Annotated in this window: 14 protein-coding genes; 1 reads left to right on the forward strand and 13 read right to left on the reverse strand. The window is 69.5% G+C overall.

Going from position 1 to position 14,636, the window contains the following annotated elements:
• Window positions 1-207 precede the first annotated feature (207 nt).
• A complete protein-coding gene (locus VGZ23_20865) occupies window positions 208-1,569 on the forward strand; it encodes an O-antigen ligase family protein (GenBank protein HEV2360047.1) in 1,362 nt (453 codons plus the stop codon).
• Between the two features lie 284 nt (window positions 1,570-1,853).
• On the opposite strand, the gene VGZ23_20870 is transcribed toward VGZ23_20865, so the two are convergent.
• From VGZ23_20870 to VGZ23_20930, 13 genes are all read right to left on the reverse strand, one after another.
• On the reverse strand, window positions 1,854-2,594 hold the full coding sequence (locus tag VGZ23_20870; protein HEV2360048.1) for a prepilin peptidase: 741 nt from the start codon (window positions 2,592-2,594) through the stop codon (window positions 1,854-1,856).
• Between the two features lie 163 nt (window positions 2,595-2,757).
• Window positions 2,758-3,561 (reverse strand): hypothetical protein, encoded by an 804-nt coding sequence (locus VGZ23_20875; protein ID HEV2360049.1) that lies wholly within the window; start codon window positions 3,559-3,561, stop codon window positions 2,758-2,760.
• A 55-nt stretch (window positions 3,562-3,616) separates the two neighbouring features.
• On the reverse strand, window positions 3,617-4,417 hold the full coding sequence (locus tag VGZ23_20880; protein HEV2360050.1) for a lytic transglycosylase domain-containing protein: 801 nt from the start codon (window positions 4,415-4,417) through the stop codon (window positions 3,617-3,619).
• Window positions 4,414-6,282, reverse strand: a complete 1,869-nt coding sequence (locus VGZ23_20885) for a secretin N-terminal domain-containing protein (protein HEV2360051.1) — start codon at window positions 6,280-6,282, stop codon at window positions 4,414-4,416. The genes VGZ23_20880 and VGZ23_20885 overlap by 4 nt, the downstream gene beginning before the upstream one ends.
• The gene (locus VGZ23_20890; protein HEV2360052.1) at window positions 6,279-6,983 is read right to left on the reverse strand and encodes a hypothetical protein; all 705 of its coding nucleotides are present in this window, start codon (window positions 6,981-6,983) and stop codon (window positions 6,279-6,281) included. The genes VGZ23_20885 and VGZ23_20890 overlap by 4 nt, the downstream gene beginning before the upstream one ends.
• 1 nt (window position 6,984) lies before the next feature.
• Window positions 6,985-7,626 (reverse strand): type 4a pilus biogenesis protein PilO, encoded by a 642-nt coding sequence (gene pilO, locus VGZ23_20895; GenBank protein ID HEV2360053.1) that lies wholly within the window; start codon window positions 7,624-7,626, stop codon window positions 6,985-6,987.
• Entirely contained in the window at window positions 7,623-8,222 is a 600-nt protein-coding gene (locus tag VGZ23_20900; protein HEV2360054.1) for a PilN domain-containing protein, read from the reverse strand. Before VGZ23_20900 ends, pilO begins: the two co-directional genes overlap by 4 nt.
• Window positions 8,219-9,274: a type IV pilus assembly protein PilM gene (pilM, locus tag VGZ23_20905; protein ID HEV2360055.1), complete on the reverse strand. Its 1,056-nt coding sequence runs from the start codon at window positions 9,272-9,274 to the stop codon at window positions 8,219-8,221. Before pilM ends, VGZ23_20900 begins: the two co-directional genes overlap by 4 nt.
• A 24-nt stretch (window positions 9,275-9,298) precedes the next feature.
• Window positions 9,299-11,026, reverse strand: a complete 1,728-nt coding sequence (locus VGZ23_20910; protein HEV2360056.1) for a hypothetical protein — start codon at window positions 11,024-11,026, stop codon at window positions 9,299-9,301.
• Window positions 11,027-11,091: 65 nt separating this feature from the next.
• Complete coding sequence (locus tag VGZ23_20915; protein ID HEV2360057.1) at window positions 11,092-11,736, reverse strand: prepilin-type N-terminal cleavage/methylation domain-containing protein; 645 nt, start codon at window positions 11,734-11,736, stop codon at window positions 11,092-11,094.
• Window positions 11,737-11,794: 58 nt separating this feature from the next.
• The gene (locus tag VGZ23_20920) at window positions 11,795-12,352 is read right to left on the reverse strand and encodes a prepilin-type N-terminal cleavage/methylation domain-containing protein (protein HEV2360058.1); all 558 of its coding nucleotides are present in this window, start codon (window positions 12,350-12,352) and stop codon (window positions 11,795-11,797) included.
• A 66-nt stretch (window positions 12,353-12,418) separates the two neighbouring features.
• Window positions 12,419-13,870 carry an O-antigen ligase family protein gene (locus VGZ23_20925; GenBank protein ID HEV2360059.1) on the reverse strand — a complete coding sequence of 484 codons (1,452 nt, stop codon included), beginning with the start codon at window positions 13,868-13,870 and terminating at the stop codon, window positions 12,419-12,421.
• Window positions 13,871-13,886: 16 nt separating this feature from the next.
• Window positions 13,887-14,408, reverse strand: coding sequence for a type II secretion system protein (locus tag VGZ23_20930; GenBank protein HEV2360060.1), 522 nt, complete (start codon window positions 14,406-14,408; stop codon window positions 13,887-13,889).
• Window positions 14,409-14,636: the final 228 nt, after the last annotated feature.

The raw sequence follows: 14,636 nt of genomic DNA on the forward strand, positions 1-14,636 counted from the left end.
AACGCGAACCGCGCGCGCGATGCTATCATGGGGGCCGAGATGGGAATTTTTCGCCACCGCATTGAGCGCGGCGCGCGCGCCGACGGACCGTTTGTCCCGGCGGACGCGCTTGTCGATACGAGAGTCCCGCGCTCCATTATCAGCGGGCTCGGCAGCTCGTGACAGCGGAAAAGTACCTCGCGTAGGCAGGAGCCGCAACTTCTCGGCATGCTCGTCCCTCCTTTCAATAGAGTCCGCGCCGTGGGGACCGCGGCGTTCGCCCGGCGCACCGTGATGGTCGCGCTCGTCGTCTGCGCGGCGGGGGTTCCCCTGCTGCCGATGAACGAGATGAAGGTGACGGGGACGCTGCTGGCCGGGTGCGTGCTGCTGATCGGCGCGCTCCTGTCGCTGCGCTCCGGAACGCCGGCAGGCCGCAGCGATCTCGACGCGCCGGCCATCGCGTTCCTGGCGCTGGCCGTCGCCTCGACCGTGTTCGGCGTGAATCCGCGGATGAGTCTCGTGCCCACCGCGATCCGCGGCGAAGGGCTGCTCGACTACCTCGTCTACCTCCCGATGGCGCTCGCGGCGGCGCGGCTCGGGTACCGCGAGATCCGGGAACTCCTGACGGTACTCCTGGGGGCGGCGGCGCTCATCGGCGCCGCAGGCGTCGCCCAATACTACGGCGTCGATGCGACGCGCTGGATCGGCAGCCGGGGCCTCGACTACGGGTTCTACAGCTGGGGCACCTTGGCCAACCCGGATTTCCTGGGCGGCTACGCGAGTCTCGTCCTGCCGATCGGGGTGGCGATGGCGGCGACCGCGGCCGACCGGCGATCGTGGTGGGGCTATGCCGGGGCGAGCACGCTGCTCTACGCGGCGTTGCTCGGCTCGCAGACGCGGTCCGCCTGGGCGGCGTGCGTGCCGGCGGCCGTCGTCCTGCTCCGGTTCCTGCCGCGGCCGGCAGGGGCGCGGCGGCGGCTTGCGCTCCTGGGTCTGGCCTTTGCCGCGGTCACCGTCCTCATGATGCTAACGCAGCCGCGGGTCTCGTTCACGGGCCGGGCGGCATCTGCCCTCAATCCGGCGGACACCGCGATGCAGCAGCGGCGGTGGATCTGGGCGCACACCGTCCCGATGATTGCCGAGCGGCCCGTGCTCGGGTGGGGATTCTCGTCCGTGCAGGGGCATCTCCCCGGAATCGGGACCCCCGGCTACTACCGGGTATTCGGACACGGCTCCGTGCTCATCGACGTGGCCCATAACGATCTGCTTCAAGTCTCCGTGAACATGGGGCTCGCGGGACTCGCGGCGTATATCTGGATTTGGGCGACAGCAGTGCGCGCGCTCCACGGCGCGGCCCGCACGGCCACCTCGCCGGTGCGGCCGGAAGCCACCGGGATCTTGGCCGGATTCGCCGCGTACTTCGTGTGGCTGCAATTCCTGTGGAGCCACATCGGCGACACGAACGTTTTCTGGGTGCTGGCCGGCCTTGCCGTCGCGGCAGGACGGGCGGCGCAAAGTCCGGGCGAAGGCGTCATGCTCGTTGCGGCGAACATCGACCGGCCGACCGGGCACGGCGGAACGGAGGGATGAGCCATCGGCGCGTCGCTGCGCGGGCGTCTGTGCGGAGAGCGGGGTTTTACGCTCATCGAAGTCGTGGTGGTCCTATGCATCCTGGGCCTGGTGATCGCCGTCGCCCTGCGCGTCGCCCGCTACCGGCCGGTGCGGCACCGGCAGGCTGAGCGGGTCCAGCAAGTCAGACCGGCGACCTGCGATCCGCCCGGCGCTCCGCCTCGCCGGCCGTCGCGGCGCGCGGACTCACTGCTTGCCGGGGTTCGCGGCGGGAGCCTCCAGGCCGGCATCAAATCGTGCCGCCGTCAGAGAATCCTCGATACGTACCATTGCACGATGGCGTTGGAGCCAAAGACGGCGATCATTGCGCCGGCCGCCATCGCGGGACCGAAGGGAATCATGTCTTTGCGGTTCCGCAGCCGGAGCGCCAGCAGCACCAGTCCCGCCGCTGCGCCGAGCGCGACGGCCAGGAACAGCGCCACGACCACCGCCGGCGTGCCGAGAAATGCCCCGATCATGGCCGCGAGCTTGATATCGCCGCCGCCGATGCCGCCGCGGCTGACGAGGCTGAGGAGCAAGAACACGGCGCCCGCCGCGACCGCGGCAACCACAGACGGCCCGAGCGCCCCGGACGCCGCGCTCAGAATGATCCCCACGACCGTCCCCGGATACGTGACCGCGTTCGGGATGATCTGGTGCTCCAGGTCCGTAAAGAACACGACGAGCAGGGCAAACGCCAGCACCCCGTAGCGCAGGGCCGCGAGGGAGAAGCCGAACCGCCACACCACGCCGGCCATGAGCGCGCCGGTCGCGATTTCGACGATGAGGTACCGCGGCGAGATCCGGACCCGGCAGGAGCGGCAACGTCCGCGAAGGACCAGGTAACTGATGATCGGGATGTTGTCCCAGGGTCGAATCGGCGCTCCGCACGCGGGGCAGTGCGACCGTGGAGCGACGATCGATTCACGGCGGGGGAGCCGGTGAATCAGGACGTTGGCAAAACTCCCGAACACGGCCCCCAGCACGAATGCGACGGCTTCACCCACCGGGGTGCCCCTGTCCCGCGCTTGGCGTGAGCGTGCGTCGGCCGTCTGGCCGCGGGATTGGCGCGCGCCGAACCATGTCACCGCGTATTCGCGCGCCGGCCTGGGTTCCCTTGTCGGCGACGCCGCGACCCCGAGATTACACCCGTCGGGCCTCCGCGCCGACCTACCGCAGTCCCGGGTTATCGTTCTGCTGCATCAGGCGTTGCTCTTGGTCCGTCGTGATCCAGGTCTTGGACACATCGTGAACCAGGTACCGCAGGTATCCCGTGAGCGAGAGAAAGTGTGTTTCCGCCGAGTACGGCCTCAGGTGGCTGACGTCGGGCAGGCTTGGTGATGTGCCGGGCGCGCTTGCAGGGCCGGCGGGCGTGGTCGCAGCCGAGGGCACGACCTTCCCGGGCACGAAACCGGCCGGTACTGAGGCGATCGCTGTGAGCACGCTCGGTGCCTGCGAAGTCGCAGGCGCCGCCGGCGACGGCCGTTGCTGGGCCGGCGTCGCTGCCATCGGCCTGAAGACCATCATGGAGGCCACGGCGTCGCGGTCCAGTCCGAAGGCCACGCCAAGCCCGGCGTAGACGACGCCGGGGTAGCCTTCGACGGTTGCCGGCGTGTAGGCCGGACCCAGGGCCTGCATGACCTCGTGCGTCGACGCCCCGAGGCGAATGCCGTTGACCGAGAGCACACTGCTCGTCGTCGCGACGGCTTGGACCACATCGGCGCGGGTGTACACCGTGATACCGTACCGATCGAAGCCGTAACCGAGCAGGCCGTCGCCGCCGATGAGCCGGACAGCCGACGGCGTGCCGAAGCGGACCAGCACCTCGGTGATCGGCATACCGAGCTCGATGTCGGCGAGTCCGACGCCCGGAACTACCGGCGCCGCACCGATGGCGGCGCGCCACGGATGCGCCGCGGCGACGGCGATGAGCGAAACGAGGGCCACGCGGCCGAGCCATGTCCGGTATCGCATCGATCTCCCCTCCGGTTGATGCGACGTGCGCGAAACTCGATGCTGCGGCATCGGCTTACACTCCCAGACCGTCGTAGACCCACACCACGGCCCAGACGTACCACTGCGTCTCCGCGTACGGCGGAATCCCATTCCACCGGCGGACCGCCCCGCTCCCCGCATTGTAGGCGGCGAAGGTGAGCGGCCAGCTTCGGAATTCCCCGTAGTCCGCCCGCAGGAGACGGGCCGCGCCGAGAACATTCTGCCAGGGATCGCGCGGATCCACGCCGAGGCCGGCGGCTGTGCCGGGCATCAACTGCCCCAGCCCCTCGGCGCCGGCGGACGAGATCGATTGGTGCTCGAACCGGCTCTCGATGTACAGGACGGCGGCGAGGATCCGCTCGTCGAACCCTTCGCCGCCGGCTGCGGTGCGAATGGCATGCGCCACCCACAGTGCCTGCCCGGGGGACAGCCGCGGGTTCGAGGCCCGGACGAACTGCGCGAGCCCGTCGAGCGTGCCCACCCGCCAGCGAGGACGCTCCGTCTCGATGCCGAGCCGTGCCAGCCACGCTTCCGCGTACCCGGCCTCGGCGACCGTGGGATGAAGAGCGAGGACCGCCCGAAACCACTGCCGCGCACCGGCACGGTCTCCCCGCACTACCAGCACCGCGCCGAGCCAGACCGCCGGCGTCGCGGAGGCCGGCGACGCCGCGGCGGCACGGGCAAACGTCGCCTGCGCGGAGGCCATATCCCCCGCCTGATATGCCTGCCAGCCCGCCGTCAGGAGATCATGAGAATTCGCCGCCGCGGCCGGCCCCCCCGGGGCGGCCGCGGCGAGCGCGACGAGCAGACCGGCCACCGAGACGCGGAGGCTCACTGCGGTTGGACCGGCTGCCCGGTGGCCACGATGCGCGGCGTGAGAATGATCACGACTTCCGACTCCGAGTGGTTGTTCGTGTGGAACCGGAACAGCTCTCCGATCAGCGGCAGATCGCCGAGGAGCGGAATCTTGGCGAGGTTCTTGACGTCCGAATACCGCATCAGCCCGCCGATGACGACCGAGTCCGACTCGGCCACCCGCAGGCTGGTCACCGCCTCGCGGGTCGCGATGATCGGCAGGCCGTTGGGATTTTGCGCCGTCGCGGCCGTAAACGACGTCGCCGTGGTCACCAGCGGGTGCACCAGCACGTCGATGGTCCGGTCGGCGTTGATCTTCGGTACGAACTTCAGAGTGACGCCGATGGGCTGGAACGTCACCGTCTGGCTCGTGACGGGCGGGTTGCCCGACGTGGTGGTGTTCACGATCGGGATCTGGTCGCCGGCAAAGATCAGCGCCTCTTGTCCGTCGTACGTCATGAGCCGCGGGTCGCTCAGCACTTTCGCGTAGCCGGTCTGAACGAACGCGTGCAGCTTGGCCATCAACGCGTCGCGGGTAACCGGGCCGATCCCAAACTGCCCGGGGCCCGGCGCGGCTTCGGTAAAGCCAACGCCGTTCGCAATCGACCATTCCACGCCGAGACTCTGCAGCGACGTAGCGCTGATGTCCACCACCAACGTCTGCACCATGACCTGGGGAATCGGCACGTCGAGTTGACGCAGCAGAGTGACGACGGCCTCCTGCTGCGCGGGGGTGCCGTTGACGACGAGCGAGTTGCTCCGGTCGTCGTACGCGATCTGGGCGCCGGTCCCGGCAAACAACTGCAGGAGCGCGGCGATGTCTTTCTTGACCGGCCCGGCGCCGCCTGTCAGCTGGGCGCTGCCGGAGCTGGAGCCGCCGACAAGCGCCTCCGGCACTCCCAGGGGCGGCTGGAGATACTGCAGCCGATAGACCCGCACGACCGGGCCGGGCGGCGGCGGCGTGAGCTGCGCAATGGGCTGGACGATCAGTGTCTCGCCGACGCGCCGGTACCCGAGTCTGTTGGCATCCAGCAAGTAGCGAAATGCCTCGTCGCAGGTGACGTTGACAAGGTGCACGGTCACCTTCTGCCCGCTCACGGACGAATCCGTGACCACGTTGATGCCGCACAGGCGCGCGAGCGCGTCGATGACATCGCCGAGTTGCGCGTCGCGCAGATCCAGGGTCAACGTCCGGCCGCCGGTGCCGCTCGGCTGCGGGGCGACCATGATCCCGGGTACTCCGGCAGGGGGCGCATTGCTCGGCGCCTGCGCAACGATCCCCCGCGCGCCGGTCGTCCCCGCGCCGGTGGGCCGCTCAGGGCCTGTCGCGGCCGAGCCGGCGTCGAGGGGGGCCGGCGTCGCGGCCGCATCACTCCAGGGACTCGCGGCGGGTCCATGCGCCTGAGGTAGCTCCAGCCGGGCGACTATCACGCCCGGCGAGGACTGCCGGATAGACCAGCGGACCGGCTTCGCGAGGTCGATGACGATCCGCGTCACCGGGGGTGCGTCGGTGAGCTGACTGACGCGGACGGCCTGGAGCGCGCCGATCTCGACCGGTTGCGCAGCCCAGGTGACCCCGTTCTTCGTGTCAGGGAGATCAATCACATACCGTACCGGGTCGCTGAGCACCCCGGTGCGGTATTGAATTGGTCCGGTCGCTTCGATGCCGACCTCCACTGCGCCGGCTTCCACCACCGTCCGGATCCGCTGGATGGTGGCCGGATCAGCGGCGGTGCCCGCGAGCGCCCCGGCCGGCAGGGCGGTGCACAGAAGGGCCAGGGCCCCGGCCCACGCGGTCAGGCGAAGCCGGACCGTCGGTCCGAGGATCGGTCGAGCCGGTCTCATTGAGTCGTCCCCCCTCCAAGGTGAAGCTGCCATGATTGGTTGTTCCAGCCGAGCGTCACACTGCTGTCGACCGCATCAACGGCGAGAACGCGCACGCCGGATCCGAGAGGGTCTCCGGGACCGACGATGTAGGAGCCCCCGCCGTCACTGAGGATGGCCAGCGCCGTCGGACCGTACACGATCCCGGTAAGATGCCACTGGGCCCGAGGCCCGGCGGAGTCGGGCGCCGCGGGGCCGCCGGGACCGGCCGCCCCGGATCCTCGCATACCCGGCACCGCCAGCGGCGACAACGGCGGCACGGGAGGCAGCGCTGCGACGCCACCCGGCGTGGTCCCGCCGGGCGAGGCCGACGACGGAGAAACCAGCGGAGAAAACGGATCAGGCCGCCCCGCACCCGGCGGCGGAGGGCTCGACCGCTCCGGCGCTGCTGCGCCTCGCGGGGCGGCGCCGCCCGCGGCCGGCTGACCAGCCTGCGGTTGCCCGCCTGACGCACCGCTCGACGCGTGGGCGCTCGGCGAAGCGGGCGACCCGCTTGGGGACGGGGCGGCGGCGGGGCGGGTCACCGACGGCACGGTCGCCGCCGGGGCCCCCGTGGGGCCGATGCCCTCCACGATCTTCCACACGGTGAAGGCCACGACTGCCAGCGCGATGATCGCGACCGCGATCAGATGCTTCTCGACAAAACGGCGGAGGCGCGCCACGTCAATGCCCTCCCTGCAGGGCCTGTTCGGCCGGGATGCCGAGCGTGTAGATCTCCGCCTTGATCGACACGCCGAGCTTGGGGAAAATCTGCGGCGTGAGCGAGATCGAGTCCACGATCACGAGTCGGGGAAAGCTCCGAAGTCCCCGAAGATACTCCACGGTCTGCGCAAAGGTCCCGGTCACCGTGATGTCGACCGGCACCGACGAATAGGCGGTCGCCCGGGTCGGAGGTTGCCCCGGGGCCGGCCGTTGAACTCGGCTTCCGGTCTGCGGCGCCGGACTCCCGGTCGACGGCGCGGTCACGGGCGTCAGGGAGCCGGGACGGATGCTCTGAAACGTCACGCCGACCCGCTGCGTGAACTGCTCCATGGCCGTCAGCAGCGCGGGGATCTCCTCGCGCAGCGGCAGCTTCTGCTCCACGGTCGCGATGTAGGTGCGGATGCGGTCGTACTCCGCGCGGTCCTGTTCCGCGCGCGCGATGACCCGTTCGTCCCGGGCCAGCTCTGCGGCGGCGGCGTCGCGCGCCGTGACCAGGGTCTCATACTGGGCCTGCTGCGGATCGTAGATGAGGTACTTGAAGACGATCCCGCCCAGCAGGACGATGGCGACGATGAGCATGAGACGTTCGCGGCGACTGATCATCGGGACGGCTCCTTGGTGGCCGGCTTCGTCGCCGGACCGGCCGGCGTGGTCGCGGAGGGCAGGGGGCGCATACTGAGCGACAATCCAAACTGGACGGCCGATGCCGTACCCACGGCGGTGCGTTGGGCCGCCTGCAGACTGACGTCGCTGTAGAATGGCGAACCGCCGAGCGCCGTCATGAACCGCGCCACCGCATCGAACGAGAGAGCCGACCCCTGCAACGCCAGCGACAGCCCGCCGCTGCTGTTCACCGCGGCGGTGGCAAGCCAGGCGTCACGCGGCGTGCGGCCGGCGAGATCCGTGAGCATCTCGGGCCACGGCACCTGTCGAGCCTCGAGCGATTGGAGCAGACTCTCCCGGGCCTTGAGATCCGCGATCGTGGCCTCGAGCGCGAGCACCTCGGCGGCCTGCCGGCGGGCCACTACCAGCTTCTGGTTGATCGCCGCCGTTTGTGCCGCCACCTGACGGTTCCGCCAGAGGGCCCACGAATACGACCCGGCCAGCGCGCCGATCACGAGCAGGGCAACCAACACGACGCCCGATTCCGGAATAAGCCGCCGGCGACTGCGCTGCGGCAGCAGGTTGATGCGGATCATTCGTCCACTCCTCTCCGCGCCAGCCCGGCGGCGACGGCGTATGCCGCGCCCGGCTCAGGCCCCCCGCCGTCCGGCGGTCCGCCGAGATCGGCGAATGGGTCGCCCAGCGTCACCGGCATGTCGAGCGCAGTGGTCAGCGAGGCGGTGATTCCCGGCAGTGCGGCGCCGCCGCCGGTCACGACGACGCGGTCCGGGACAACGGCGCGGTACCGGCCGCCGTAGTACTCGAGCGACCGGCGGATTTCCGTGACCAGCGAGGCGAGGCTGTCGTCGAGCGCCTCGCGCAGACCGGGCGGCCCTCCCTCCCCGGCCGCGGCGAGGCGCGTCAGCAGCGCGCTCGGCGCTTCGCCGGCCGCATCCAGCTGCGATGCCATGGTTTCCAGAAGTTGCGTCGCGCCGAACGCCACGGTGCGAATGACGCGCGGCGCCTCACCCTCGGCGACCAGAATCATCGTCACGCTCGAACCCAGATGAATGCACGCCGTGACGTGCTCGGAGGGGGCATGGCTCGTCACCGCGCGCGCGACCGCCAGCGGCTCGACCTCCAAGACCGCGGGTTCGAGCCCGGCGGCCTGGAGGGCGGCCGCGTGCTGGTGCAGCACGTCGGTGCGGGCCGCCACCACGAGGACGTCCGTCCGGCTGTTGCCGTTGTCGCGGCTCTCACCCAGCACGACGGAGTCGAACGTGACCTCGGCGATCGGGTAAGGCAGATACCGCTCCACCTCGAAGCGCGCGGCCTGCCGGATCTCCTCGGGCGGCAGCGGCGGCATGCGGACCTCCCGCATCAGGGCGACCTGGCCGTTCACCGCGGCCACCGCCCGGCGCGTGCGGATCCCGGCGCGCTGGACGAGCTCGCGCAGCGCCCGGCCGATCGCCTGCGGATCGGTGATGCGTCCCTCTTCCATCGTGCCGGCCGGCGTGGGGGTCGATGCGGCCGCGCGCACCGCCATCCCGCTCCTCCCGGCCGTCCCATTGGCGTCGCCCGAGATCTCGACGATCTTGATCGCGGCGCTGCCGATATCCACTCCGAGCGCCCCACTGTGCCGTGCCATCGTCTCACGTCCTCTCGCCAAGCCTCACGGCGCTGCCGCCGGCCGGTCCTGCCACGTGACGTCCGAAAACGTGTAGAACTGCGAATTCAGCACTACGTCAGTGTTGTTGCCTCCGCAGAAGTTTACAGTGCCCAAATCGTCGAGTTGGTTGACCTGGGCGCTGCTGGAGGCGTTGTTCGCCGAGAAAATGCCGCCCTGGATCGCGACGTTGCCGTGGCTGAACACGTTCCCCGGCGTGTAGATGTATCCGGTGAACTTGAAGCCCGCCTGCAGATCGACGTCGCCGGTGGCCATGATGACGCCCCAGTTGTAGTTGTCGAACTGGGTGCTGCAACTCGTGTTGCCGCTGGTGATGGAGCCGAAGAGCTGCGTCGGCGTGCCGCCGGGCGCGCCGTTGTCGATCACGAGGAACTCGGGATTGGACTTTGTCCCGCTAAAGGTGGTGCTCCCCGCCACAGTCGGCGGATTGGCGCACGTCTTCCCGTCGCCCGACGTATTGTAAAAGGCGTTGATGCCCGGGGAAATGTTCGTGTTGCAGGCGAGCGAGAGCGGCTGGATGACGGGGATCAACGGGATGTACCGGACGCCGTTCTCGTTGCCCGCGTTGGCGCACGGCGCGGTGCACGACGACGCCTGGAAGAACGTCCGCGCCGCTCCCCGCGTCAGATCGTCCTGCACGAGATCCCAATCGAGGTACCGCATCGTCGCACCGGTCTGGCCGTAGAAGCGGCCGGCGCCGCACGACAACGGCGACCCGGACGGCAGCGCGACCGTGCTCCCGGTCACGCAGAACGCCTGTTGCGCGACCACCAGCAGGACCTTGCCGCTGCCGGAGGCACTCCAGTACGACGGCGTGTACGACACCGGCGAATAGTTGGTGATGACCGCCCCATCCGTTTGTGCCGGAACGATCGTCATGTTGAACGTACCGGCGCACAAGTTAGGGTAGCACTGATTGATGATGGCCCTGAAGTCGGCCCCCGACATGGCGAGCGGCGTCATCGGGTGCCAATTGACCGGCAGCGTGTTGTTGCCGCTGTCGACGGCGCGGCCGCCCTGGGTGGTACAGCCCGTCGGAGCAACTTCCGCGGTCGAGTTGTTGGCGCACTCGTACTTGTAGGGGGTGGTCGGGCAGTTACCGGGAGTCCCGGTGAAGTCACAGATCGTCGTCCCCGCCAGGACCTGCGGGCCGGTCAGGGTGGTCGCCGTCGCCCCGGATCCTGGCGCCGGAGACTTGGCGTACGACTGGAACTGGATCGACGTGTCCGCGTACGTATCCCCGACGATGGGGGACGCATTGCCCTGAAACGTCACCTGGGGACCGATGATGACGTCGCCGAATCCGCTCTTGACCCTCGCCAGCACGAGGACGCGCGTCGCGCGCGACGCCGAGTTGATCGTGCCGAGCGACAGAATCGGAAAGATCGCGCTGTTGCTGGCGAGCGGCGATTGGTACACGACGGTGTTGGGGTTCGGGGTCGAGGTGCTGCTCCCGCACACCGCGGTCGCCATGCTGTTCACGAAGCACGTCGTTCCCGGCGTTGCGCCAAACAAGGCAAGCCGTTTGACCCCTTCCCGGACCCCGGCCTCGGCGAGATCGAACGCCAGCGTGCTGTTGCGGCTGTACCCGCCGAAATTGAGCTCGCCCAGGTTCAGCATCTGGAATCCGAACAGGAAGAGGCCCATGATCGTGATCATGATCACGGCGATGATGAGCGCGGTGCCCCGTTCCGAGGCAAGCGCCCGGCGCATAGCGGCGGTTCGGCCGGAGCCGGCCGCCGAGCGCCGTTGAGCGTCGCCGGAGGTCGTCGCCCGCATCATGGGTTGCTGTTTCGGAGCATCACGTCGTCGGTGACTATCGTTTGCGAGCTCACGGCTTGGCCGGTCGCCTGCTGAGACGCCGTGAGCGTGACCGTGAACTCCGCCGTCGAGGTCGTCGGACACCCGCCTCCGGCGGCAGCGAAGGCCAGGTTGGTGACGTTGCCGGCCACGGTCGCCAGCGTGATCGTGTTGCCGACGAGATCGTACGACGCGCGGATGAGGTACGGGCCGGCCGTGTTCGGCGTCGCGCTGTTCGACGCCGCCGCGAGGTAGTAGGAGACGTACCAGCCGCTGTACGGAATCACGCCGGACGAATTCGGGTCCGTAGCATAGATGCTGGAACCGTCGGTGAGGGTGATGGTCGCGAGATGCGGCAGCGCCGCGCTGATCTGCGGCGTCGTGCAGGACGTGTTGAACGTGACCGACGTCGCGCCGACGGTCTCCGTCTGCCCGTTGATCATCGTGCTCGACTGCCGGAGATCGCGCACCATCCGATCGACGGACACGCGCGCCCCCTGCTGGACCTGCGTCGCCAGGTCGCCCTTCCAGTACACCTTGAGGACGCTGAACAACAGGGAGAACATCGCGCCCGACGCCACCGACAGAATGAGCAGGACGACCATCAGCTCGATCAGCGTCATGCCCCCTTCGCTCGGGGGGATGCGGCAAGGCCGGCGGCGGTCTGTGTCCATCGCGCCTCTACGGTGTCACGAAGGTGCTCACGGTGACGCACCCGAGTCCGACCTGCACCGCGGCGCCGCCGGCCACGCAGCCGTTCGGTGAGCCGACGTTCCCCGACGTGTAGATCGTCTGACCGCGCACGGGCCAGTGCGTCGTCACCGACACATGATAGACGTACGATCCGGTCGGGGGCGTGTAGGGGTTCGTCGCCGAAAACCCGCTCGTGGAGCTGTTCCACGGCCAGTATTGGATCTGGACGTCGCGCGTGAAGTACGCCGCGCTCGGCGTCGTGCCGTTGCCATCCTGGTCGAAGTACTGGCTCGGCACCGCCCCGCTCCCGTAGTCACCGACGAGGTTGGGAAAGGACGTCAAGGGGGTGTTGCGGTAGAGCTCGACCTGCTGCTGCGCGAGATTCGTGCCGCGCGTCTGATCCTTGCCGTACAGCGCGAGCGCCATCGTCCGCGGGTACACGTCCGCCACCGTCAGCATCCCCATCGTCATGAGCACGATGGCGAACATGACCTCGATCAGGGTGAACCCGCCTTCGCCCGCGAGAGCGGGACGGATTGGCCCCATTGCCGTTAGGAGTCGCATAGGCGTACGCACGGTCGTATCGTCTGTTATGCCGTGCGGCGGGTGATTTTAGACGCGCGGACCGCCGCGGCGCGGGAGGCGCTCGAGCGCGGGGCCGCGCCAGGCGACGCGGGGGCGAAGGGCCGCGGCGGCGCCCACGAGGACCCAGAAGACCGGCGCCACGCTGACGTAGCTAAAGGAGAGCTGCAGTTGCGCGAGGTACGCGACGAAGCCGCCAAAGAGGCCGGCGGCAATGACCGGTGGATCCGCCAAGAGCGACCGCCGATCGTCTCCGCGCCGCAGCCCGTGATCGCCTGCCCCGCGGACGCGGGCGGCCCGCCACGTCATGCGAAGCACCGTGTACCAGAGCCAGACGTACGCCCCGAGCCCGACGAACCCCGCAGCGACCGCGTGTTGAAGGAGATCGTTGTGCGGACGATCCACGATCACGCTCTGCGTCGCGGCCGCCGGGAACACACGGACAAACGCCGGCGTCCCGTACGCCGGATAGACTTGCGCGAGCGTCTCGGGTCCCCAGCCGAGCCACGGCCGTTCGAGCACGAGCGGAGCCGCCGTCCGCCAGAGAAAGATGCGCTGCACCGCGTCCCCCGCGCTGGGTACTTGCTCGAGGGCGTGCCCGGTCGCGAGCGGCCCGGTCAAGAGCACCGCGGGCGCAACAGCCGCACACAGGATCGCCAGCACCGCGAGATGCCGCGCCGCGCGGCGCACCGCGGCCGAGCCTACGGCAAGGCCCCACGCCGAGGTCCCGAGGGCAAACGCCCCCCATGCGGCGCGGGCCTCGGCGGCGATCATCGCCGCGTACAACAGCAGGGCCAGCGCGCCGTAGGCGAGCCGCCGGCCGGGCCGGTTTTCGGCGGCGTAGAGCGCGAGCGCGAGTGGAAACAGCAGCACCGTGTACGCGCCGAGGGCAATGGGGTTCCCCGTCGTGCCCCACGCCCGTACCCAACCCCGGCGCACGACATCCTCGGGCACCGGGGACAGGCCCCCATGCTGCAGCAGGGCCAGCACGCTCATCACCCCGGCGGCGGCCAGGATCGCAACCAGGATCACTCTGAGGCGTCGGGGCGACCGAAGGGTCCTCGCCGCCAGCGCGGCCAATGTCGCGTAGGCGAGCCACGTGAGCAGTCCCTCGTACCGGTAGTCCTCACCGACGACGCTCAGCAGCGGGTTGACGGACAGTGCCGTCGCCGCCGCGAGCGCCCCCAGCCAGACGATCAGCGGCGCCCCCAGCGGATCTCGAAAAGACCGGAGCCACCCGGCGCCTTCGAGTCGAAGCGCCTGGAGGGCGCCAAGGCCCACCGCGGCGTAGAGGACACAGACCTTGGGCCAATAGTAGGCGTCGTACCACGCCGGCACGACGACGAACGGCAGCGCCGCCGCCGCGCCGCCGACGGCCAGCACGAGAACCGCCGACTCCGCGCGCCGGCGATCCGCGGAGAGGCCGCCGCGGTATGCCGCGCCGGGGTTTCCGGCCAGGGTCTGAGCCCGGACCCCGCTCATGGTGCCCCCTTCAGAACTACGGAGACGCGGTGGTGCCGCGGGTGTGATTGATGCCGCCGACCGTCCCGAGCGTGCCGTCGTAGCCGCCAACCCAGGGATCGGCAACTTGGTCCGCGGCGCAGGCCACGTGGCCGTACGAGGGATTCGTTGACGCGGCGCTGGCCGCCGCGCCGCTCGCGGACCCGTTGGAGAGATAGTAGTCGGAACCGTCCGTGACCCCGGTGTCGTCCGGCTCGGCGTACATGCCCTGCACGGCATACTGCGTGCTGCTCAGTGTCGCGGCGCTCGGAACCGAGTTCTTCAACTTGCCGCCGGTCAGGGCCACGCCCGGATTGTCAGCCTGCCACATCGCCACCGCGGTCTCGAGGTTCCGCTGGTTGCTGACGCACGTCGACTTCCGCGCCCGCTCACGCGCCAGACCGAACTGCGGGATCAGAATCGCCGCCAGCACCAGGATGACGAGGATCACGATCATCAACTCGATGAGCGTGAAGCCCCGCTCGTCACGAACGCGTTTCACCCACATCATGTGTCGCACGGCCCCAACACCCCTGGTCGTCTCGGATGGGATTAGGGCCGACTCGCGACCCCCCTTCTGCTGCCCACAGGGCTAGGGCGACGCCGTCGCGCCACGCCGGTGGTCGTACTGGGTGCCGGCTCCGGCCACATCGTATCCGCCGACCCACGCGTCGCTGAATCCATCGTAGGCACACGTCACGTGCCCGTACGACGGGTTCGTCGGCACCGCGCTGGCCTGCGCCCCGCC

It is taken from the genome of bacterium (assembly GCA_035945995.1).
Taxonomy (GTDB): Bacteria; Sysuimicrobiota; Sysuimicrobiia; order Sysuimicrobiales; family Segetimicrobiaceae; genus DASSJF01.